Source organism: Reyranella sp., from assembly GCF_044224635.1.
GTDB lineage: Bacteria > Pseudomonadota > Alphaproteobacteria > Reyranellales > Reyranellaceae > Reyranella.
In genome coordinates this window covers 1-20975 of record NZ_JBGAKA010000009.1, presented here as the reverse complement: position 1 = coordinate 20975, position 20975 = coordinate 1, and the positions used below count along the sequence as shown (strand labels likewise).

At 67.8% G+C, this 20975-nt stretch carries 18 protein-coding genes and 1 pseudogene; 11 read left to right on the top strand and 8 right to left on the bottom strand.

Annotation, left to right across the window (positions count from 1 at the left end):
- Nucleotides 1-38 precede the first annotated feature (38 nt).
- The 5 genes from ACILR9_RS10625 (at nt 39) to ACILR9_RS10605 (ending at nt 9477) form a co-directional block, all read left to right on the top strand.
- Nucleotides 39-1052: an AAA family ATPase gene (locus tag ACILR9_RS10625; protein ID WP_395709893.1), complete on the top strand. Its 1014-nt coding sequence runs from the start codon at nt 39-41 to the stop codon at nt 1050-1052.
- Nucleotides 1053-1949, top strand: a complete 897-nt coding sequence (locus tag ACILR9_RS10620) for a DUF58 domain-containing protein (RefSeq protein WP_395709892.1) — start codon at nt 1053-1055, stop codon at nt 1947-1949.
- Between the two features lie 172 nt (nt 1950-2121).
- Nucleotides 2122-4917: a DUF4159 domain-containing protein gene (locus tag ACILR9_RS10615; protein ID WP_395709891.1), complete on the top strand. Its 2796-nt coding sequence runs from the start codon at nt 2122-2124 to the stop codon at nt 4915-4917.
- 160 nt (nt 4918-5077) lie between these two features.
- Nucleotides 5078-7177, top strand: coding sequence for a hypothetical protein (locus ACILR9_RS10610; protein ID WP_395709890.1), 2100 nt, complete (start codon nt 5078-5080; stop codon nt 7175-7177).
- Nucleotides 7178-7392: 215 nt separating this feature from the next.
- On the top strand, nt 7393-9477 hold the full coding sequence (locus ACILR9_RS10605; RefSeq protein WP_395709889.1) for a hypothetical protein: 2085 nt from the start codon (nt 7393-7395) through the stop codon (nt 9475-9477).
- Nucleotides 9478-9533: 56 nt separating this feature from the next.
- On the opposite strand, the gene ACILR9_RS10600 is transcribed toward ACILR9_RS10605, so the two are convergent.
- The gene (locus ACILR9_RS10600) at nt 9534-9674 is read right to left on the bottom strand and encodes a hypothetical protein (RefSeq protein ID WP_395710068.1); all 141 of its coding nucleotides are present in this window, start codon (nt 9672-9674) and stop codon (nt 9534-9536) included.
- Here ACILR9_RS10600 and ACILR9_RS10595 point away from each other — a divergent pair.
- The 5 genes from ACILR9_RS10595 to ACILR9_RS10575 all read left to right on the top strand — a co-directional run bounded on the left by ACILR9_RS10595 (nt 9654) and on the right by ACILR9_RS10575 (nt 13338).
- Nucleotides 9654-9758 carry a hypothetical protein gene (locus ACILR9_RS10595; RefSeq protein WP_395709888.1) on the top strand — a complete coding sequence of 35 codons (105 nt, stop codon included), beginning with the start codon at nt 9654-9656 and terminating at the stop codon, nt 9756-9758. The genes ACILR9_RS10600 and ACILR9_RS10595 overlap by 21 nt on opposite strands.
- A 26-nt stretch (nt 9759-9784) precedes the next feature.
- Nucleotides 9785-10912, top strand: coding sequence for a mandelate racemase/muconate lactonizing enzyme family protein (locus ACILR9_RS10590; protein WP_395709887.1), 1128 nt, complete (start codon nt 9785-9787; stop codon nt 10910-10912).
- A 276-nt stretch (nt 10913-11188) separates the two neighbouring features.
- Nucleotides 11189-11905: a pirin family protein gene (locus tag ACILR9_RS10585; RefSeq protein ID WP_395709886.1), complete on the top strand. Its 717-nt coding sequence runs from the start codon at nt 11189-11191 to the stop codon at nt 11903-11905.
- Nucleotides 11906-11977: 72 nt separating this feature from the next.
- Entirely contained in the window at nt 11978-12751 is a 774-nt protein-coding gene (locus ACILR9_RS10580) for an SDR family NAD(P)-dependent oxidoreductase (protein ID WP_395709885.1), read from the top strand.
- Between the two features lie 38 nt (nt 12752-12789).
- On the top strand, nt 12790-13338 hold the full coding sequence (locus ACILR9_RS10575) for a hypothetical protein (RefSeq protein WP_395709884.1): 549 nt from the start codon (nt 12790-12792) through the stop codon (nt 13336-13338).
- 177 nt (nt 13339-13515) lie between these two features.
- Here the strand turns inward: ACILR9_RS10575 and ACILR9_RS10570 are convergent, their stop codons facing one another.
- The 7 genes and pseudogenes from ACILR9_RS10570 to ACILR9_RS10540 all read right to left on the bottom strand — a co-directional run bounded on the left by ACILR9_RS10570 (nt 13516) and on the right by ACILR9_RS10540 (nt 19958).
- Nucleotides 13516-14682: an aromatic ring-hydroxylating dioxygenase subunit alpha gene (locus ACILR9_RS10570; RefSeq protein WP_395709883.1), complete on the bottom strand. Its 1167-nt coding sequence runs from the start codon at nt 14680-14682 to the stop codon at nt 13516-13518.
- Nucleotides 14683-14693: 11 nt separating this feature from the next.
- Nucleotides 14694-15449, bottom strand: coding sequence for a glucose 1-dehydrogenase (locus tag ACILR9_RS10565; protein WP_395709882.1), 756 nt, complete (start codon nt 15447-15449; stop codon nt 14694-14696).
- Nucleotides 15450-15611: 162 nt separating this feature from the next.
- The gene (locus ACILR9_RS10560) at nt 15612-16598 is read right to left on the bottom strand and encodes an NADPH:quinone oxidoreductase family protein (protein ID WP_395709881.1); all 987 of its coding nucleotides are present in this window, start codon (nt 16596-16598) and stop codon (nt 15612-15614) included.
- 60 nt (nt 16599-16658) lie between these two features.
- Nucleotides 16659-18475: pseudogene (locus ACILR9_RS10555) on the bottom strand (carbamoyltransferase).
- A gap of 18 nt (nt 18476-18493) precedes the next feature.
- Nucleotides 18494-18646 carry a DUF5989 family protein gene (locus ACILR9_RS10550; RefSeq protein WP_395709880.1) on the bottom strand — a complete coding sequence of 51 codons (153 nt, stop codon included), beginning with the start codon at nt 18644-18646 and terminating at the stop codon, nt 18494-18496.
- A 19-nt stretch (nt 18647-18665) separates the two neighbouring features.
- Nucleotides 18666-19097 (bottom strand): SxtJ family membrane protein, encoded by a 432-nt coding sequence (locus ACILR9_RS10545; protein WP_395709879.1) that lies wholly within the window; start codon nt 19095-19097, stop codon nt 18666-18668.
- Between the two features lie 174 nt (nt 19098-19271).
- A complete protein-coding gene (locus tag ACILR9_RS10540) occupies nt 19272-19958 on the bottom strand; it encodes a TetR/AcrR family transcriptional regulator (protein ID WP_395709878.1) in 687 nt (228 codons plus the stop codon).
- Nucleotides 19959-20072: 114 nt separating this feature from the next.
- Here ACILR9_RS10540 and ACILR9_RS10535 point away from each other — a divergent pair, with 114 nt between their 5' ends.
- Nucleotides 20073-20741, top strand: a complete 669-nt coding sequence (locus tag ACILR9_RS10535) for an HAD-IA family hydrolase (RefSeq protein ID WP_395709877.1) — start codon at nt 20073-20075, stop codon at nt 20739-20741.
- Nucleotides 20742-20975 lie beyond the last annotated feature (234 nt).

The window sequence follows — 20975 nt, the reverse complement described above, 5'->3', positions numbered from 1 at the left end:
CCTGACATCCAATCCCCCACGATCACAGGAGTGCCCAAGTGGCTCCCGATACATCCACTGCGACCGACGCCGATGCCCTTGCCGCCCTGGCCGACATCGAACGCCTGGGGGGACAGCTGCGCGCTGCCCGCGCGGCCATCGGCAAGGTCATTTATGGCCAGCAGGATGTCATCGATCAAACCCTGGTGTCACTCCTGTCGGGCGGCCACCTGTTGCTGATCGGCGTGCCCGGCCTCGCCAAGACCAAGCTGGTCGAGACGCTGGGCATCGTGCTGGGCATGGATGCCAAGCGGATCCAGTTCACCCCCGACCTGATGCCAGCCGACATCCTGGGCTCCGAGGTTCTCGAGGAGACCGATGCCGGGCGCCGCTCCTTCCGTTTCATCCAGGGTCCGGTGTTCGCCCAGCTCCTGATGGCCGACGAGATCAACCGAGCCAGCCCGCGCACCCAGTCGGCGCTGCTGCAGAGCATGCAGGAAAAGCACGTCACCGTCGCCGGCAAGCGCTACGACCTGCCGGAACCGTTCCATGTGCTGGCCACCCAGAACCCGCTCGAGCAGGAAGGCACCTATCCGTTGCCGGAAGCCCAGCTGGACCGCTTCTTGCTGCAGGTCGACGTGGGTTACCCCGACGAAGCGGCAGAACGCCAGATCATGATCGGTACGACCGGCGCCAACGCGCCGACCACCACGCAGGCGCTGACGCCGGCCGATCTGATGGCCGCGCAAACCCTGGTGCGCCGACTGCCGATCGGCGAGAGCGTGGTCGATGCCATCCTGAAGCTGGTGCGCGCCGGCCGCCCCGAATCGAGCGATCTCGACATCGTGCGCCAGCGCATCGCCTGGGGCCCCGGCCCGCGCGCCAGCCAGGCCTTCATGCTGGCCTGCCGCGCGCGCGCCATCATCCAGGGCCGCCTCGCGCCTTCAGTCGACGATGTCGTGGCGCTGGCCGGACCGATCCTGCGCCATCGCATGGCGGTAAATTTCTCGGCACGTGCCGAGGGCATCACGGTCGAGACGGTGATCAGCCAGTTGTGTGCGCGTCTGGGCTAAATGGCTTCTGCGTCAACCCTCAACCGTTCGCTTGAGCTCGCCGGAACGCTGCCGGCCCTGATGGTGGCGGCCGATCGTGTCGCCGCGACCGTGATCCAGGGCGTGCACGGCCGGCGACGGGTCGGCCAGGGCGATGCCTTCTGGCAGTACCGGCCCTATCGCGACGGCGACGCCGCGAGCCAGATCGACTGGCGCCAGAGCGCGCGCAGCCGGCACCTGTTCGTGCGCGAGACCGAATGGGAAGCGGCGGCCAGCGTCTGGCTGTGGCGCGATGCCTCGCCCTCCATGCAGTACGCCTCGCTGCGCAACACCGACACCAAGGCGGTGCGCGCCGAGCTGATCACGCTGGCGCTCGCAAGCCTGCTGAGCGATGCCGGCGAGCGGGTGGCCGTGCTCGGCTCGGGCATGCGGCCGATCTCGGGGCGCATCGCCGTGCGCCGCATCGCCGAGACCTTGTTCGACGAGACCCGCAACACCAGCCGCCCGCCGCCCAGCCTGCCGCCTCTGGTGCCGCTGCCGGCGCATGGCAGCGTCGTGCTGGTGTCCGACTGGCTCGATCCCCTGGACAAGATCGAGGAGGTGGTGCGCCACTATGCGAGCGGTGGCGTGCGCGGCCACATCGTGCAGGTGCTCGATCCGGCGGAAGAGGATCTGCCGTTCGACGGCCACGTGAAGTTCGAAGGTCTCGAGGCCGAGGGCCAGCACACGATCCGCCGCGTCGAGACGGTGCGCACCGCCTATGGCGCGCGGCTGGCCGCGCAGCGCGAGGGCCTGCAGCGCCTGGCCCGGCCGTCCAACTGGACGGTGCATCTCCACCGCACCGACAAGCCGGCGCAGACGGTGCTGCTCTCCCTCTACATGGCCATGGCCGACCTGCGTCGGCTCACGGCGGCGTGATGGTGATGGCGTATCCGATCCTTTGCGTTGCCATCCTTCGAGACGCCGCGCTACGCGCGGCTCCTCAGGATGAGGCCGTGCGAGCAACCACTAACCTCACGCTGAGGAGGGCGCGCAGCGCCCGTCTCGAATCGGGCGAAGTAACCTTCGCCCTCTGCTGCGAACGAGCATCATGTTAAGTCTCGGCGCCTTCGCCTTTGCCGCCCCGGGAATGCTGGCCCTGCTGCTGGTGTTGCCGGTGATCTACTGGTTGCTGCGGCTGATCCCGCCGCTCCCCAAGCTCGTGCGCTTCCCGGCGATCCGCCTGCTGATCGGGCTGGAGCCCTCCGAGCAGACGCCGATGAAGATGCCGTGGTGGCTGCTGCTGCTGCGCCTGTTGCTGGCGACCGCGCTGATCCTGGCGATCGCCCGGCCCGTCCTCAACCCGCAGGCCGACCTGCCCGGCCGCGGCCCGCTCTTGCTGGTGATCGACGACGGCTGGTCGTCGGCGCCCGGCTGGACGACGCGCCTCACGCATGCCGAGCGGCTGATCCAGCGCGCCGAACGGACCAACCGCCCGGTGGTCATCACCGGCACCGCACCGGTGGCGATCGATGCGCCGGCCCTGCGCCGCGGCGCCCTGCGCGCCGACGAGGCGCGCACCGTTCTGCGCGCCTTCCGGCCCAAGCCGTGGCCGACCGACCGCGCCGCCGCCGTCACCGCGATCGACCAGATGCAGGTCGATCCCGCTGCCTATGCCGTCTGGCTGAGCGACGGGCTGGAGGATGAAGGGGCGGCGAAGCTCACCGAACGGCTGCGCCGCTTCGACGGCCTGCAGGTCGTGCTGCCCGACCAGGCGACGACGCCGCTGCTGCTGTTGCCGCCTTCCACCGGCGGGCGCGACCTCAAGGTGCAGGCGCTGCGCCCGGCGGCCGACGGCCCGCGCAAGGTCGCCATCCAGGCGGCCGACGAGCAGGGCCGCGTGGTCGCCCGCATCGATCTCGATTTCGCCGCCACGGCGACCAAGGGCGAGGGCACCCTGCCGGCGCCGGCGGAGCTGCGCAACCGCATGGCCCGCCTCGACATCGAGACGCAGGGCGGCGCCGGCAGCACGGTGCTGCTCGACGAGCGTTCGCGCCGCCGCCCGGTCGCCGTCCTTGGCGAGCGGCCGACCGCGACCGGCCAGCCGCTGCTGCAGGAGGTCTACTTCCTGGAGCGCGCGCTCGATCCCTATGTCAGCCTGACGATCGGCGATCGCGAGACCGTGCTGACCCGCAACACCGCTGTGCTGCTGGTTCCCGACGGCGCCGTGCCGTCGGCCAACGATCGCGAGGAGATCGCCAAGTGGATCGAGCGCGGCGGCATCGCCGTGCGTTTCGCCGGTCCCAACATCGCCGCCGGCAACGATCCGCTGGTGCCGACACGGCTGCGCCTGGGCGACCGCGCCCTGGGCGGCGTCATGAGCTGGGGCCAGCCCAGCGCGCTCGCCGAGTTCCCGGCCAACAGCCCGTTTCTCGGCATTCCGATCCCCAAGGACGTGCGCATCTCCCAGCAGGTGCTGGCCGAGCCGACGCCCGACCTCGCCGACAAGACGTGGGCGCGGTTGGCCGACGGCACGCCACTGGTCACCGCCGAGAAACGCGGACAAGGCTACCTCGTGCTGATCCACACCACCGCCAATACCGGCTGGAGCAACCTTGCCATCTCCGGCCTGTTCGTGAACATGCTGCAACGCCTGGTCACGCTGTCGCGCGGCGTCGCCGGCGACGGCGTCAACAAGGCGCTGAAGCCGTGGCGCACCCTCGACGGCTTCGGTCGCCTCGGCGCGCCGCCGGCCGGCGCCCAGATCCTGCCGGCCGACGCGATCGAGACCTTCAAGCCCAAGCCAACGACGCCGCCGGGGCTCTATGGCGACGAGAACGCGCAGGTCGCCTTCAACATCGGCGGCCATGTCGGCGAGCCCAGGCCGCTGGTGCTGCCCGGCGGGGTCAGCACCGATCGCCTGTCCGAGGGCGGCGAGACCGACCTGTCGCGCTGGTTCCTGCTGACGGCGCTGCTGCTGCTGCTGGCCGACATCTTCATCGCCCTGTGGTTGCGCGGCCTGCTGGGACGCGCGGTGCGCATCGGCCGTGCCGCACCTGCTGCCGTGGCAGTGCTGGCGGCCGTCGCGGTCATGGCGCCGGCGCCGCCGTCCGACGCCCAGCAGCCGGCGCCGCAGGCGCGGCCTCAGCGCGTCGCCGACCAGCCGGCGCGTCCCGGCCCGCCGCCGCTCAGCGAGGAGCAGGCGCTAAAAGGCTCGCTCGACATCCGCCTCGCCTACATCATCACCGGCGACAAGGAAGTCGACGACCTCAGCAAGGCAGGCCTCGAGGGCTTGAGCGAGATCCTGCGCAGCCGCACCTCGGTCGAGCCGGCCGATCCGGTCGGCCTCGATCTCGAGCGTGACGAGCCGCGTCTCTATCCGCTGATCTACTGGCCGATCACCTCGACCCAGCCGGCGCTGTCGCCGCGTGCTTCGGCTGCGCTCGACCGCTACCTGCGCACCGGCGGCATCCTGTTCATCGATACGCGCGACCAGCAGATGAGCTTCGATCGGCCGTCCGGCGGCAATCCCGACCTCAAGCGGCTGCTGAGCGGCATCGAGACGCCGCCGCTCGTCACCATGCCGCCGGACCACGTGCTCACCAAGTCGTTCTATCTCCTGTCGGACATGCCGGGTCGCTGGCAGGGCGGCAAGATCTGGATCGAATCGGGCGGCGGGCGCGTCAACGACGGCGTCACGACGATCGTGATCGGCGCCAACGACTATGCCGGCGCGTGGGCAGTCGACCAACGCGGCCGCGGCATTCTGCCGACATCGCCGGGCGGCGAGACCCAGCGCGAGATGGCCTATCGCGTTGGCGTCAATCTCGTGATGCATGCGCTGACCGGCAACTACAAGGACGACCAGGTCCATCTGCAGGACATCATGCAAAGGCTCCGCCGATGAGCCCAGCCTCGGCTCGATGCAGCAAGGACAACCTCATCCTGAGGAGGCCGAGTAGCGGCCGTCTCGAAGGATGGGCAACAGGAACCGATCGGGTGGCCCACCCTTCGAGACGGCCCTTTGGGCCTCCTCAGGGTGAGGTCTGTTTGGAAAGGCTGACACGGTGAACACGGTTTCCGCCGTTTCCGTCGTCTTCGATCCGCTGCTGCCGTGGTGGGTTCTGGCGACGCTGGGCGGCATCGGCCTTGCGCTGGTAGCGCTCAGCCTGCGCGCCGGCGCGCGCGGCTCCCTGCTGCGGCTGGGTGGAATCGTGGTCGTGCTGGCCGCGCTGGCCAATCCGGCGCTGATCGAGGAGCAGCGCAAGCCGATCGCCGACGTCGCCCTGATCGTGATCGACGACAGCGATTCGATGGCGATCGGCGAACGCCGCGCCCAGGTCCAGGCGGCGCGCGAGATGCTGAAGCGCCGGCTCGGCCAGCAGGAAGGGCTCGAGGTCCGCGAGGCGGTGCTGCCGCCGGCGCGCATCCAGCTGGGCAGCGAACGGCCGGGCGGCACGCGCCTGATCGAGGCGATGCGCTCGGCGCTGGTCGAGGTGCCGCCGGAGCGGCTGGCCGGCGTGGTGCTGCTGAGCGACGGCCAAGTGCACGACGTGCCGGCCATCGAATCGGCCAAGGGGTTGCCGCCGGAATTGGGGGGCGCACCGGTCCACGCCTTGATCGCCGGCCGCAGGAACGAGCGCGACCGCCTGATCGTGATGGAGCAGGCGCCGCGCTTCGGCGTGGTCGGTCGCGAGGTGACGACCAGGTTCAGGATCGAAGATCCGTCGGGCGGCACTGCGCCCGTCACCCTGTCGGTCGGCGGCGAGGTGGTACGGCGGATCGACGTGCCGGTCGGCAAGTCGGTCGAGTTGCCGATCACGGTCGGCAATCCGGGCGCCAATGTGGTCGAGCTCGAGGTGGCACCCGGTTCGAGCGAGCTCACCCTCGACAACAACCGCGCCCTGTTCACCATCAACGGCGTGCGCGACCGCCTGCGCGTGCTGCTGGTTTCGGGCGAGCCCTACCAGGGTGAACGAGCATGGCGGAATCTGCTGCGCAGCGATCCCGCCGTCGACCTGGTGCATTTCACCATTCTGCGCACGCCGTCGAAGGACGACTTCGTGCCGGTGCGCGAGCTCAGCCTCATCCCCTTCCCGATGAAGGAGCTGTTCGAGCAGAAGCTCAAGGAGTTCGATCTCATCATCTTCGACCGCTACGAATCGGGCGGTCTGATCACGCGCGAATATTTCCGCAACATCGCCGAGTATGTACGGGCCGGCGGCGCCCTGCTGGTCTCGGTCGGGCCGGTGTTCGCCACGGAGCGCTCGCTCTACCGCACGCCGATCGGCGGCGTGCTGCCGGCGGCACCCGTCGGCGAGGTGGTGGAAACGCCCTTCAAGCCCAAGGTCAGCGAAGTCGGCCAGCGCCATCCCGTCACCGCCAACCTGCCGCAGGCCGGCGATCCCGGGAAGGAGCCCGACTGGGGCCGCTGGTTCCGGCTGATCACCTCGCGCACCGAGCGCGGCAACGCCATCCTCTCCGGGCCGGACGACAAGCCGCTGGTCGTGCTCGACCGCGTGGGCGAAGGGCGCGTGGCGCAGTTCATGTCGGATCATCTGTGGCTGTGGAATCGCGGCATCGACGGCGGCGGGCCGCAGCCTGAGCTGGTGCGCCGCGTCGCCCACTGGCTGATGAAGGAGCCCGATCTCGAGGAGGAGGCGCTGCGCGCCACCTCGGTCGGCGGCCGCATCGAGGTCCGCCGCCGTACGCTGGCCACGACCTTCCCGCCGGTGACGATGACCTCGCCCGACGGCTCGACGCGCACCCTGACGCTCAACCAGGCGAGCCCCGGCGTCGGGCTCGCCGTGGTCGATGTCGACAAGCCCGGCCTCTACCGTTTCGACGACGGCACGCTGCGCACGGTGGCCGCCGTCGGCAACCCCGATCCGCTGGAATTCTCCGACGTGCGCGCGACCGATGCCAGGCTCAAGCCGATGGTCGATGCCTCGGGCGGCACGCTGCTGTGGCTCGCCGACTCGTCCGAGCCGGACATCCGCTCGGTGCGGCCCGGCCGCGCTGCCGGTGGTTCGGGCTGGATCGGGCTGCGCCGCAACGAAGGCTATACCGTCGCCGGGATCAACCAGCTGCCCCTGCTGCCCGGCATCCTGGTCGCCGTCGCCTTCCTGCTGGCCATCGGCAGCGCCTGGTGGCGCGAGGGGCGGTGAAGGGCGTGGGCGAGCTTGTGAGCGTGTTGGCTGATGCGTTGTGATCCAGCTCGACCAACAACACCTCATCCTGAGGAGCGCCCGAAGGGCGCGTCTCGAAGGATGGGGATCAGGCACCGTGCCGGTTGCCCATGCTTCGAGACGCGAGCTTCGCTCGCTCCTCAGCATGAGGTTTTTGTGTTGCCTGGCTGCGCAGTGACGCAGAGGCTCAGCCTGTGAACACGACGTCAGCCGTCTCCGTCGTCTTCGACCCCCTGCTGCCGTGGTGGGTGCTGGCGGCACTGGGCGGCATCGGCCTGGTGCTGGTCCTGCTCGGCCTGCGCGCCGGTGCCCGCGGCACGCTGCTGCGGCTCGGCGCAATCATCGTCGTGCTGGCGGCCCTCGCCAACCCGGCGCTGGTCGAGGAGCAGAGGAAGCCGATCGCCGACGTCGCGCTGATCGTGATCGACGACAGCGATTCGATGGCGATCGGCGAGCGCCGTGCCCAGGTTCAGGCGGCCCGCGAGACCCTGAAGCGCCGGCTCGGCCAGCAGGAAGGGCTGGAAGTCCGCGAAGCCGTGCTGCCGCCGGCGCACATCCAGCTCGGCAGCGAACGGCCGGGCGGCACGCGCCTGATCGAGGCCATGCGCTCGGCGCTGGTCGAGGTGCCGCCGGAACGGCTGGCCGGCGTGGTGCTGCTGAGCGACGGCCAGGTGCACGACGTGCCAGCCGGCCTGCCGCCGGAGCTCGGCGGTGCGCCCGTGCACGCCCTGATTGCCGGCCGCAAGAACGAGCGCGACCGCCTGATCGTGCTCGAGCAATCACCCCGCTTCGGCGTGGTCGGCCGCGAGGTCACGGCCAAGTTCAAGATCGAGGATCCCTCGGGCGGCACCGCGCCGGTCACCCTGTCGGTCGGCGGCGAGGTGGTGCGGCGGATCGACGTGCCGGTCGGCAAATCGGTCGAGCTGCCGATCACGGTCGGCAATCCGGGCGCCAACGTGGTCGAGCTCGAGGTCGCGGCCGGGCCCAACGAGCTCACCCTCGACAACAACCGCGCCCTGTTCACCATCAACGGCGTGCGCGACCGGCTGCGCGTGCTGCTGGTCTCGGGCGAGCCCTACCAGGGCGAGCGGGCGTGGCGGAACCTCCTGAAGAGCGACCCGGCGGTCGACCTGGTGCATTTCACCATCCTGCGCACGCCGCAGAAGGACGATTTCACCCCGGTGCGCGAGCTCAGCCTGATCGTGTTCCCGATGCGCGAGCTGTTCGAGCAGAAGCTCAAGGAGTTCGATCTCATCATCTTCGACCGCTACGAAACTGGCAGCCTGATCACGCGCGAATATTTCCGCAACATCGCCGAGTACGTGAAGGCGGGCGGCGCCATGCTGGTCTCGGTCGGGCCGGTATTCGCGACGCAACGCTCGCTCTATCGCACGCCGCTCGGCGCCGTGCTGCCGGCCGCCCCGCTCGGCGACGTGTTGGAGACCCCGTACAAGCCCAAGGTCACGGAGATCGGCCAACGCCATCCCGTTACCACCAACCTGCCCCAGGCGGGCGACCCGGGGAAGGAGCCCGACTGGGGCCGCTGGTTCCGTCTGGTCACCTCGCGTGTCGAACGCGGCCACGCCATCCTGTCGGGAGCCGACGATCGCCCGCTGGTGATCCTCGACCGCGTCGGCGAAGGCCGCGTGGCGCAGATGATGTCGGATCACCTGTGGCTGTGGAACCGCGGCATCGACGGCGGCGGGCCGCAGCCTGAGCTGGTGCGCCGCGTCGCCCACTGGCTGATGAAGGAGCCCGACCTCGAGGAGGAGGCGCTGCGCGCCACCTCGGTCGGCGGTCGCATCGAGGTGAGCCGCCGCACGCTCGCCACGACCTTCCCGCCGGTGACGATGACCTCGCCCGACGGCTCGACGCGCACCCTGACGCTGAACCAGGCAAGCCCCGGACTCGGCCTCGCCGTGGTCGACGTCGACAAGCCCGGCCTCTACCGCTTCGACGACGGCACGCTGCGCACGGTGGCCGCGGTCGGCAATCCCGACCCGCTCGAGTTCTCCGACGTGCGCGCGACCGAGGCCAAGCTGCGGCCGCTGACCGACGCCTCGGGCGGCACGCTGATGTGGCTCGCCGACACCGCCGACCCGGAGATCCGCTCGGTCCGCCCCGGCCGCGCCGCCGGCGGCTCCGACTGGGTCGGGTTGCGCCGCAACGAGGGCTACACGGTCGCCGGCATCAACCAGCTCCCCCTGCTGCCCGGCATCCTGGTGGCGCTGGCCTTCCTGCTCGCCGTCGGCAGCGCCTGGTGGCGCGAAGGGCGGTAACGTCCCCTATCTCGGCTCCTCGAAAGCGATGTCCGACTCCATTCGAGGATGTCGATTTAGAAGTAGAGCAGCCCCGTGTCGATCGGTGTACTCGGGGAATAGACGCCGATACCCTCGCCAGCACGGCCGCTGCCCCTCATCTTCGCGTCGCCCGTCCAACCGACAACCTCGAGGCCGTGCTGCGCTTCTACGAGCATGGCCTGGGACTCGCTGTGCCCTACCGCTTCGAGGACCCTGACGGCTATCGTATCGTGCTCCAGAATGCGGCCTGGACGCGCTGACAACGGGACAGGATAGGACAGCGACCATGAAGATCGACAGCATCACGGCGAGCGCCATCGAGATCCCCCTGCCCCGGCAGTTCGCCGGCAGCGTCTACGCCATGACCACGCGCTGCGCGATCGTGACCCGCATGCGCACCTCGGACGGGCTCGAGGCCGAGGTCTACAACGGCGACAACCGCGAGCACGGCGCGGCGCTGGTGAAGATCATCGCCGAGGAGATCGCGCCGCTGGTGCTCGGCGAGGATGCCGCCGCCTATGAACGGTTATGGTCGAAGACCTTCGCGATCACCGTGCCGAACCGCGATCGCAAGCTCGCCATGGAGGCGATCGCCTGCGTCGACACCGCGGTATGGGACCTGCTGGGCAAGCGCGCAGGACTATCCGTGCGCCAACTGCTGGGCGGCTTTCGCTCCGAGCTGCCGATCATCTCGATCGGCGGTTACTACGCCGAGGGCAAGACGCTGCTCGATCTCGCCAAGGAGATGGAGCAGCTCCGCCTGTGGGGCATGGGCGGCTGCAAGGTGAAGGTGGGCGGCCTCTCGCCCGAGCAGGATGCCGAACGGGTGAAGGCGGCCCTCGACGGCGCGGGACCGGGCTTCATGGTCTCGGTCGACGCCAACCGCGGCTGGTCGGTGCCCGACGCCATCCGCTTCGCCCGCCTGATCGAGCCCCTGCCGATCGCCTGGTTCGAGGAGCCGGTGCGGTGGGACGACGAGGCGCGCGGCATGGCCGAGGTGCGCCGCGCCTGCCGCATCCCGATCAATGCCGGACAGTCCGAGTACAGCGCCCGCGGCGTGCGCCGGCTGATCGATGCCGGCGCCGTCGACATCGTGAACTTCGACGCCTCGGAAGCCGGCGGCATCACCGAATGGCGCCGCGCCGCCGCAGCCTGCGCCCTGGTCGACATCCGCATGGCGCACCACGAGGAGCCGCAGATCGCCGCCCACATGCTGGCTGGCATTCCCCATGGCATTTGCGTCGAATGCTTCGCCGACCCGGCGCGCGATCCGTTGTGGCCGCACCTGCTGCCCGACGCGCCGCGCCCGAAGGCGGGCATGCTGGCGGTGCCCGACCGGCCGGGCTTCGGGATCACGCTCGATCAAGCCGCCGTCGAGAAGTACACGATCGCCAGCGCGACGGCGCGGGCCTAGGCACGCCTTCGCCGCGGCGGCTCGAAAGGATCGATGACCGTGACTCCCGTCTCGACGAAGTGCGCGACGTTGCGAGTGACGACCGTTTTGCCGAGCTGCAACAAGAAGGGGTCCCTGCACTACGCTCGCTACGCTCGGCTCCGGTCGGGATGACGGTATTTTTGCCATAGGCGGATGCCCCCCGACTACCGGGAGGGGGGAGCGAGGTCGCGCGTTACCAACCAGAAACTTGATCCACCCCCTGGCCGGGCCATCTTGGCGGCAAGAGGTAATTCCATGATCGAGCTCAGACCTTTCGCCAAGTTGGGCAAGTCGAACCACGGCTGGCTCAACGCCAACTTCCATTTCAGCTTCGCCGAGTATCGTGATCCCAAGCGCGTGCATTGGGGAGCGCTGCGCGTGTGGAACAACGACCGCATCGCGCCCAATTCCGGCTTCCCGCCGCATCCGCACCGGGACATGGAGATCGTGACCTACGTTATCAAAGGCGCAATCACCCACCAGGACCATCTCGGCAACCAGGGCCGCACCGAGGCCGGGCAGATCCAGGTGATGAGCGCGGGCCAGGGTATCCAGCACGCCGAATACAACCGCGAATCGGACGAGACCGAGCTGTTCCAGATCTGGATCCTGCCCAACAAGGAGGGCGTGCCGGCGCGCTGGGAGACGGTACAGTTCCCGGCCGAGGGCCGCGACGGCAAGCTGGTGCCGCTGGCCTCGGGCCGTGGCCATGAGGGCGCCATCCCGCTCTATGCCGATGGCGCGCTCTATGCCGGCACCCTGAAAGCCGGTCAGGCCCTGCGCCAGCCATTGGGCGGCAAGCCCGCCTATCTCGTCCCGGCCAAGGGCCGGATCGAGATCAAGGGCGCCGGCGGCCAGCCGGTGACGGCCAGCGCCCGCGATGGCGTGGCGGTGGTCGATCTGCCCGAGATCGAGCTCACGGCGGTCGAGGATTCGGAGATTGTGCTGGTCGAAACCGACCAATTGAACTGACAAGGCTTTTCGTGCTCTTGCTCCCGTCTCCGCCGCGCCGCGGCGGAGACGGGAGCGACCAGGGAGCACGCAATGGCCTACAAGGGCTTCGATCTGACCGGCAAGGTGTCGCTGGTCACCGGCGGCAATGGCGGGATCGGCTTCGGCATGGCCGACGCCCTGGCGGAAGCCGGCGCCGATGTCTGCATCTGGGGCACCAACCTCAAGAAGACCGAGGATGCAGCAGCGAAGCTCAAGCGGCACGGCCGCAAGGTCCATAGCCAGATCGTCGATGTCGGCGACGAGGCCCAGGTCCAGGCCGGCTTTGCAGAGACCCTGAAGGTCATGGGCCATGTCGACAATTGCGTCGCCAACTCGGGCGTGTCGGGCCGCGGCAAGGGCTCGATCCTGGAGATGGACTACGAGGAATGGCGCCGCGTCATGCGCGTCAACCTCGACGGCGTGTTCTTCACCTTCCGCGCCGCCGCCAAGCACATGGTCGAGCGCGGCAAGGGCGGCTCGCTGGTGGCGATGGCCAGCACTGCAGCAGTCGAGGGCGCGGCGCGCTCCAGCCACTACGGCGCCAGCAAGGGCGGCGTCACCGCCATGGTGCGCGCGCTCGCCGTCGAGCTGGCGCGCTACAAGATCGCGGTCAACTCGATCCTGCCGGGCTGGATCGAGACCGAGATGACCCAGAACGCCTTCAACAACCCGAAATTTGCCGGCAACGTCATGCCGCGCATTCCCGAGCGCCGCTGGGGCGTCGGTGCCGATTTCGGCCCGATCGCGGTCTACCTGGCGAGCGACGCGACCGTCTACACGACGGGGCGCGACTTCGTCATCGATGGCGGCTATACCCTGTTCTAGGCTCATACACGGTTCCGGCAATCCGGGGAGACATCGACATGATCAAGACGTTCGCCGCCTGCCTCGCGTTCGCGCTGATGGCCTCCACGGTGGCCCCCATGGCGGTCCAGGCCCAGCAGCAGCCGGCCAAGCCGGCGACGCCTGCCGCCACCAAGCCTGCAGCCGGAGAGCCGAAAGAGGACCGCTATATCGGCTACTACTATCCCAAGCCGACCTCGACCGAGGTGTTCGAATCGTCGATGCAGACGATCGCTGGCGCCGAGCGGCCGCAGCGCATCCAGTTCGTGACCGTGGTGTCGCAGGGCACCATCCAGTCGGCCTATCGCGTGCCCTATGCCGTCTTCGCCAAGGGCGAGAAGGGCGACAAGATGATTATCGTCGGCATGCAGCAGGGCGAGCTGAACACGATCTATCGCATGCGCGCCCTGCTCGCCAACATGACGACCATGTCGCGCCTGTCGCCGTTCTTCCAGGAACGCACGGTGGCCGAGGACGCCACCTTCTTCGACCTGCTGAAGCTGCTGGGCTTCCGGGAGCTCACCATTACCGACGGCGAGAAGCTCACCCACCAGGTGACGATCAAGTAGCAGATCTGCATTTCCTCCCCCGTCTTACGGGGGAGGTGGCCCATAGGGCCTGAGGGGGAGGGCTCCAGTCGAGATTCCTCCACCTCCGACGTCGAAATCAGAAGCCTCTCGACTGAGGCTCTCCCCCTCCGCCCCGTATGACGGGGCACCTTCCCCGATTAGGGGGAGGCAAGAGAGTCAGGGGCCCGCGTTCGCCTCAACCGTCCTCGCGACCTCGTCGTGGTACCAGCCGAGCGCCTTCTCGAACTTGCCGAAGGTCTGGCGTGTGTTGGCGCCGGTCGGGAAGTTGCGCTGGATGGTCTCGCCGATGCCGAAATCCTCGGCCAGCGCCGTGGCGAACAGATCGACATTGGCCTTCCAGTAGCTCTCGGGCTTCTTCACCTTCTCTTCCGGTGGGACCAGCACCGAGAAGTGCATCACCGCTTCGTCGGGTGACACCGGGAAGGCGGTGAACACGCCGCAATGGTCCTGCGTGTAGGCCAGCACCGTGTTCGGGAAGAGCTGATAGAGCACGATGGCGTGGTCGCGGATGTTCCACGACTCCGTCGGCGTTCCCGCGAGCTCGGTCAACGTGCGCTTGGCCGCCGACAATCGGATATGGCGGTCCATGCGCTCGTAGGTGGCGATGTTGTCGAGGAAGATCGGATAGACGCTGTCGGGGTGCAGATAGCGGAAATGATAAAGCTCGAGGAAGGTGTCGATCACCAGCTTCCAGTTCATGCGCGGCCGGATCGGCTCCGAGCTGTGCAGCTCCCAGCCCTGCATGTCCCAGCCGGCGAGGTCGGGCTGGATCGGGCCGAGATAGGGATCGATGTCGAAGCTCGCATCCTCGCCGTCTTCCAGCGCGCGCGGCACGGCCCAGATCAGGCCGTACTTCTCGACGACCTTCAGGCGGCGCAGGCCGTGTGTGCTCTTGTCGAGGTCGCCGAACATGGCCCCGTCGGTGATGCCGACCAGACGGCCCGTCAGGTCGTAGGCCCAGCCGTGATAGGGGCAGACGAAGGCACGCTTGTTGGAGCCACACGGCTTGGTCTCGACACTGGCGGCGCGATGGCGGCAGACATTGAGGAAGGCCCGCAATACGCCGTCGGTGCCGCGCACCACCAGGATCGGCTGGCCGGTCTCGTTGTGCACCACGAAGTCGCCTGGCTTGCGCACCTGGCCCGAGAAGGCGACGACGATGGGGTAGCGGCGGAACAGGAGATCGACCTCGCCGCGAAAGCGCGCCGGGTCGTAGTACTCCTCCACCGAGCAATGGCTGAGGCCGGGGCCGTCATCGCGCGTGTTGGTTCGCACCATGTGCAGCATGCGCTCGAGATAGGCGACCTGATCGGCGTGTCGCATGGATGTCCTCCCTATATCGCGTTCATGCCGCCATCGATCACCAGCTCGGCGCCGGTGACGAAGCGCGCTTCGTCGGAAATCAGGTAGAGGATGCCATAAGCGATGTCCTCGGGCGCCCCGAAAACGCCGATCGGGATGCGCTGGCGCGTCCGCTCGCGCGCCTTGTCGTTGGGCAGGATGCCCTCGCCCATCGGGGTCAGGATCACGCCCGGATGGACCGAGTTGCAGCGCACCTTGTAGCCCTTGCGCGCGCAGTCGATCGCCACCGTCTTGGTAAACTGCCGCACCGCGCCCTTGCTGGCGCCGTAGGCCGAGAGATCGGGGGTCCCTAAGAAGGCCGCCAGCGACGACAGGTTGACGATCGAGCCGCCGCCCGACTGGCGCAGCGCCGGCACCCCGTACTTGCAGCCGAGGAACACGCCTTCGACGTTGATCGACAGCATGCGCCGCCACTGCTCGAGCGTCTCGGTCTCGAAGGTCGCCGGGAAAGGTCCGGCGATGCCGGCGTTGTTGACCAACCCGTGGAGCGCACCCTCACGCGCCAGGATGTCGTCGATGATGCGCTTCCAGTCGGCCTCGCGCGCCGTGTCGTGCTCCTCGAAGCGGGCCTTGCCACCGATCTGCTGCACGGTCTCCAGCCCGCCGGGACGGTTGATATCGGTGACGATCACCGTCGCCCCTTCGTCGGCCAGGAGCTTGGCCGTGGCACGGCCGATCCCCGATCCGGCGCCTGTGACCAGCACCACCTTGCCCGCGACACGATTCATGCATTCCTTCCCAGAGCTGTATTGCCGTCAGGCTACGGGCAGCTCCGGCAGGCGACAAGCGAGGAGAATAACGCCTGGCCCGCACCTTGGAATTCGGATGAGACGACGGCAGCCCCTTCCGCCGCTCGTCGGTATGGCGCTGGCCGGCAGGCTAGGTAACGCTCAACCCGCCATCTCGATAACCGCCTTGCCGACGACCTTGCGGTCGAGCAGCACGCGGAAAGCGTCGGCCACCTGGTCCATCGGGAAGCGGTGCGAGATGTGCGGGCGCATGACGCCGAGAGCCGCAAGCCGCGGCAGCTCCTCGACATAGTCGCGACCAAGCTCTGGCGACACGCGGGCAATGGTCTCGCCAGCCCGCACGCCGAGCACGCTCAGGCCCTTGATCAGGATATGATTGGACATGAGCTTGCTCGGTCCGCCCGACGTGAAGCCGACCACCAGCAGGCGGGCGCCGTATGCGGCGGCACGCACCGACCTTTCCAGGACATCGCCGCCCACCGGATCGTAGACCACGTCGGCGCCGCGCCCCTCGGTCAGCCCTTTGACGGCGGCGACGAAATCGGCGGTGCGATAGTTCACGACATGGTCGGCACCCAGCTGGCGGACGACAGCGAGGCGCTCGTCGTCGCCGCCGGTGGCGATCACCCGGGCGCCGAGGTGCTTGCCGAGTTGCACCGCCGCCAGGCCCACGCCGCCCGACGCGCCGTGCACCAGCAGCACGTCGCCCGCCTTGACGTGCGCGCGATGGATCAGCGAGTGGTACGCGGTGACGGCGCCGACGCGAAAGCCCGCACCTTCGGCGAACGACCAATCGTCCGGCAGCGGCATTGTCATGTTGTGCGGCGCGAGCTTCACGTACTCGGAAAAGGCACCAGGCCGGATGCCGAAGATCACCCGATCGCCGGGACGCCGGGTCACGACCTCGGTACCGACGGCGTGGACAGTGCCGGCCCCTTCGATGCCAGGCACGAAGGGCAGCTCGGGCTTGTGCTGGTACTCCCCGGAAACGGTGAGAATGTCGGGAAAGTTGACCGCGGCGGCGCCGACCCTGACGACGGTGTCGTGCGGCCCCGGCTCGGGGATCGGCCGCTCGACGATCTTCAGGACAGACGGATCGCCCAGGCGATCGCAGAGGACGACACGCATCGAGCTACCTCGCGCATTTCATTTGCCTCCCCCGTAAGACGGGGGAGGAGGGCCAGAGGCCTAGTCGAGCTCGAAGGCGTTCTTGTAGTCGAGCTTGAGGGCTGGATCCTGGTCTTCCTTGCGCAGGAAGCAGTTGCCGATCACCAGCACCTCGATCTCGCTGCCCATGAAGCAGCGGAAGGCGTCCTCGGGCGTGCACACGATCGGCTCGCCACGCACGTTGAACGAGGTGTTCACCACCACCGAGTAGCCGGTCTTCGCCTTGAACGACGCCAGCAGATCGTGGAAGGCCGGGTTGGTTTCCTTGTGCACGGTCTGGATGCGCGCCGAATAGTCGACATGGGTGACGGCCGGAATGTCCGAGCGCGGCACGTTCAGCTTGTCGATGCCGAACAGCGCCTGCTCGGCCTCGCTCATGGCGCGGCGGCGATCCTCGTTCACCGGCGCCACCATCAGCATGTAGGGGCTGTCGCGCCGACATCCTCGCGCAACACCGCCGGCGCGAAGGGGCGGAACGATTCGCGGTACTTGACCTTGAGGTTCAGCGTCTTCTGCATCGAGGGCGAGCGCGCATCGCCCAGGATAGAGCGTGCGCCGAGCGAGCGCGGCCCGAACTCCATGCGGCCCTGCATCCAGCCGACGGCCTTCTCGTCGGCCAGCGCCTGAGCGGTCTGCTCGATCGTCTGGTCGCGGGTCAGCACCGTGAACTTGGCGCCGGCAGCGGTGAGGCGCGTCGCGATCTCCTCGTCGGTATATTCGGGGCCGAGATAGGAACCGGCCATGCCGTCGAGATGGCCGTTGAGCTTGCGCGCCTGGCCGAGGAAGCCGTGATAGGCGGCGAAGGCCGCACCGACCGCGCCGCCGGCATCGCCGGCCGCCGGCTGCACCCAGATGCCGTCGAACAGATTTTCACGCAGCAATTTGCCGTTGGCCACGCAGTTCAGCGCCACGCCGCCGGCGAGGCAGATGTTCTTGGCGCCGGTCTCGCGCTTCACCGAGCGCGCCAGGCGCAGCACGATCTCCTCGGTCACGGCTTGCACCGAGGCGGCGAGATCCATGTGGTGCTGGGTCAGCAGCTCCTCGGGCTTGCGCGCCTTGCCGCCGAACAGCGCGGCGAACTTGTCGTTCGTCATGCGCAGGCCGGTGCAATAGTCGAAGTAGCTCTGGTCGAGGCGGAAGGTGCCGTCTTCCTTGAGGTCGACGATGTTGGACAGGATGGTGTCCTTGAACTTCGGCTCGCCATAGGGCGCCAGCCCCATGACCTTGTACTCGCCGGAGTTCACCTTGAAGCCGGTGTAGTAGGTGAAGGCCGAATAGAGCAGCCCCAGCGAATGCGGGAAATGCAGCTCCTTCGTCATCTCGAGCTTGTTGCCCTGGCCCCAGCCGAGCGACGTCGTCGCCCATTCGCCGACGCCGTCCATGGTCAGGACGGCGGCTTCCTCGTAGGGCGACGGGAAGAAGGCCGAGGCGGCGTGGCTCTGGTGATGCTCGCCGAACAACAGCCGCTTCTGCCAATCGAAGTCGGGCTGCCAGCGCTTCATCTCGTCGCGCAGCAGCGTCTTCTGGAAGAGCTTCTCCTTCAGCCACAGCGGCATGGCCATGCGGAACGAATTGAAGCCGCGCGGCGCGTAGGCCAGGTAGGTTTCGAGCAGCCGCTCGAACTTCAGGAACGGCTTGTCGTAGAAGGCGACATAGTCGACGTCGGCGAGCGCAATGCCGGCGCGGTCGAGACAGAATTGCACGGCATTCTGGGGGAACCCGGAATCGTGCTTCTTGCGCGTGAAGCGCTCCTCCTGCGCGGCCCCGACGAGATGGCCGTCCTCGAGCAGCGCGGCGGCGCTGTCATGATAGAAAGCCGAGATCCCGAGGACGCGCATGGCGAGCCGACCCTTCGTCTAGAACAGGGTGTAGATGAACGGCGCGATCGCCGAGCCCTTGGTGAGCACGATCAGGCCGCCGAAGATCACCATCATGATCAGGATGGGAAGCAGCCAGAACTTCTTGCGTTCGCGCATGAACGCCCAAAGTTCGCCGACGATGGAGCCCATGGAGACAGGTCCTTTCTGGTCAGAACTGATTCTTCATCGATTGCGGAGGCGGCCCAGGCGGCGTGCGCTCGATCCAGTAGCTCTTGGCGTTGCGATCGAGCCGCAGGCGGAGGAAATCCTTGCCGGTCGCCCGCATGACGAGGCCGATCGGCATGATGGTCACGAAGAACAGCAACCCCAGGATGATGGGATTCATGACCTTGTAGAGAAGCAGGCCGAATTTCAGCCACAGCCGATTGAGCGGCCCCAGCAGGCTGGGGACGGTGTAGGCGACCACGAGAAAGGCGATGGCGATCGGCAACAGGTAGTGCCAGCCAGTGTGGCCGCGCCACCACGAGATCGCACTCAGGATGGCGAAAAAGCCGGCGAAGACCTGGCCGAAGCCACGGTCCGTGCCGGCCTTGACGTGCTCTTCGCGGGAGAGGTCTTCGTGAAGCTGGCTGGTCGCCATGTCCTGCAGTGTGCCTGTCGCTAGCCGTTTTGCGGCCTTTAACTCTCTGATCGCAAACGCGGAGTCAACGGCACAGACGGATTAGTGGGGGATTTGCCACCAAAGCACACTCGGGGCGGCTGGAAACAGCCGGGGCAGACTTGTCCCTAGCGACTCCAGCCTGTCCGACTCGCGCTAGGCTGCCGCTGCCACGTCGTCGCGATGGGTCACCAGCGCCGTCAGCGTGCGCCGCCAGGCCGCCGTGGCCCGATCGTAGCTGAGGCCGTCGCGGCGGCGCAGCACCACCCAGGCTTCCAAGGACAGGGCGCCGGCGATGGCGTCCGCAAGTTCCTCCTGAGCCTGTGGGCTCAGAGCGGCGAATTCCTCGGCGAACAGGTCGGCGACCCGCCGGCGAACTTCCTGCCGCAGGCCGTTGGACCGTTCGATCAGGGCCGGATGATGGGCAAACTGGCCGGCAGCGACCCGCAGCGGGACAATCTTGTCGAAGAGCTGGGCCAGGTTATCGACCGCCATGGCGATCCGAAACGGCAGCGAGAGATCCTGCGCCGTCGGTGGCGGGATGACGAGATCCTGGCCAATGCTGTCCACAGTAGTCACGAAAAGTGATTCGACGTCACCGAAATGCTGGAATACCGACCGGACCGACACATCGGCCCGCTTGGCAACCGCAACCACGGTCGGGGCAGTGCTGGTCTCGCTGATCATTTCCTTGGCGGCCGCCAGGATGCGGCGGCGGGTCTCGGCTGCCCGCCGGTTGCGGCCGTCGGTCCGTACCGCCCGAATTGTCCGATCGCCCGCCGGCGACTCGCTCGAAAGAACAATTGCGTTGCCGCGCGTCAATGCCGCTGCTTCATTCATCATCCAGCTTCCCAAATCGTGATATCGGCGAGCGGTGGTCAATGCCGAACCCGTCGCCTATGAAGCCGGTCAAATAGTCGCCGACCGTGGCAGGAACAAGGTCAACTCCGTCGCACCATGATGAATACGAGCCATGCAGCCCCACCCCTCGCCGTCCTGTGGGACTTCGGAGGTGTCATCCTCAGCAGTCCGTTCGAGGCCTTCAATCGTTACGAAGACGAGGCCGGACTACCCAAAGATTTCATTCGCAGCCTCAATGCACGCAATCCCGATGCCAATGCGTGGGCCAAAATGGAACGAAGCGAAATCACGCTGGAGGGCTTCGTCGAGCTGTTCGAGGCGGAAGCACGCCAGCAGGGGCACAAACTCGACGGCTGGCGGATTTTGCAGTCACTGAGCGGCGACATTCGGCCGCAGATGGTCGAGGCGCTGCGCCGTTGCAAAGCGGCCTTCCGCGTTGCGTGCATCACCAACAACATGAAGTCGGGAGACGGTCCCGGCATGGCGCGAAGCGCCGAGAAGGCGGCCGCCATCTCCGGCATCATGACGCTGTTCGAGCATGTGGTGGAATCGAGCAGGCTCGGCTGGCGCAAGCCCGATCCACGCATCTACCGCCATGCCTGCGACCTGCTGGGCGTGCCGCCGGAGCGCTGCATCTACCTCGACGACCTCGGCATCAACCTCAAGCCGGCACGCGCCATGGGCATGCGCACCATCAAGGTGGGCGATCCGGACGTCGCAATCGCCGAGCTCCAGACCATGGTCGGCATTCCCTTGCGAGCGTGAATAGGGAGCGGCTTCAAGCTCCCCTCCCCAGGCTCGAGGCTACGAAGTGGACACATCTCGCTCGCTTCCCCCGTCGTCCGCTGGGGCGCCTAAACATTTCATTTTCCTCCCCCGTCATCGGGGGAGGCGCTCCCGTAGGGGGCGGAGGGGGATGGCCCCAGTCGAGATTTCTCCGATTCCGACGTCGGAATTCGGAATCGCCTTGTCTGCGGCCTTCCCCCTCCACCCCGTATG

Bases quoted from the DNA above. Each gene is read 5' to 3' on its own strand.
- ACILR9_RS10620 (WP_395709892.1), top strand. From the start codon at position 1,053: ATGGCTTCTGCGTCAACCCTCAACCGTTCGCTTGAGCTCGCCGGAACG.
- ACILR9_RS10615 (WP_395709891.1), top strand. From the start codon at position 2,122: ATGTTAAGTCTCGGCGCCTTCGCCTTTGCCGCCCCGGGAATGCTGGCC.
- ACILR9_RS10600 (WP_395710068.1), bottom strand. From the start codon at position 9,674: ATGCTCGTAGAAGCGCAGCACGGCCTCGAGGTTGTCGGTTGGACGGGC.
- ACILR9_RS10590 (WP_395709887.1), top strand. From the start codon at position 9,785: ATGAAGATCGACAGCATCACGGCGAGCGCCATCGAGATCCCCCTGCCC.
- ACILR9_RS10585 (WP_395709886.1), top strand. From the start codon at position 11,189: ATGATCGAGCTCAGACCTTTCGCCAAGTTGGGCAAGTCGAACCACGGC.
- ACILR9_RS10580 (WP_395709885.1), top strand. From the start codon at position 11,978: ATGGCCTACAAGGGCTTCGATCTGACCGGCAAGGTGTCGCTGGTCACC.
- ACILR9_RS10575 (WP_395709884.1), top strand. From the start codon at position 12,790: ATGATCAAGACGTTCGCCGCCTGCCTCGCGTTCGCGCTGATGGCCTCC.
- ACILR9_RS10570 (WP_395709883.1), bottom strand. From the start codon at position 14,682: ATGCGACACGCCGATCAGGTCGCCTATCTCGAGCGCATGCTGCACATG.
- ACILR9_RS10565 (WP_395709882.1), bottom strand. From the start codon at position 15,449: ATGAATCGTGTCGCGGGCAAGGTGGTGCTGGTCACAGGCGCCGGATCG.
- ACILR9_RS10560 (WP_395709881.1), bottom strand. From the start codon at position 16,598: ATGCGTGTCGTCCTCTGCGATCGCCTGGGCGATCCGTCTGTCCTGAAG.
- ACILR9_RS10550 (WP_395709880.1), bottom strand. From the start codon at position 18,646: ATGGGCTCCATCGTCGGCGAACTTTGGGCGTTCATGCGCGAACGCAAG.
- ACILR9_RS10545 (WP_395709879.1), bottom strand. From the start codon at position 19,097: ATGGCGACCAGCCAGCTTCACGAAGACCTCTCCCGCGAAGAGCACGTC.
- ACILR9_RS10540 (WP_395709878.1), bottom strand. From the start codon at position 19,958: ATGATGAATGAAGCAGCGGCATTGACGCGCGGCAACGCAATTGTTCTT.
- ACILR9_RS10535 (WP_395709877.1), top strand. From the start codon at position 20,073: ATGATGAATACGAGCCATGCAGCCCCACCCCTCGCCGTCCTGTGGGAC.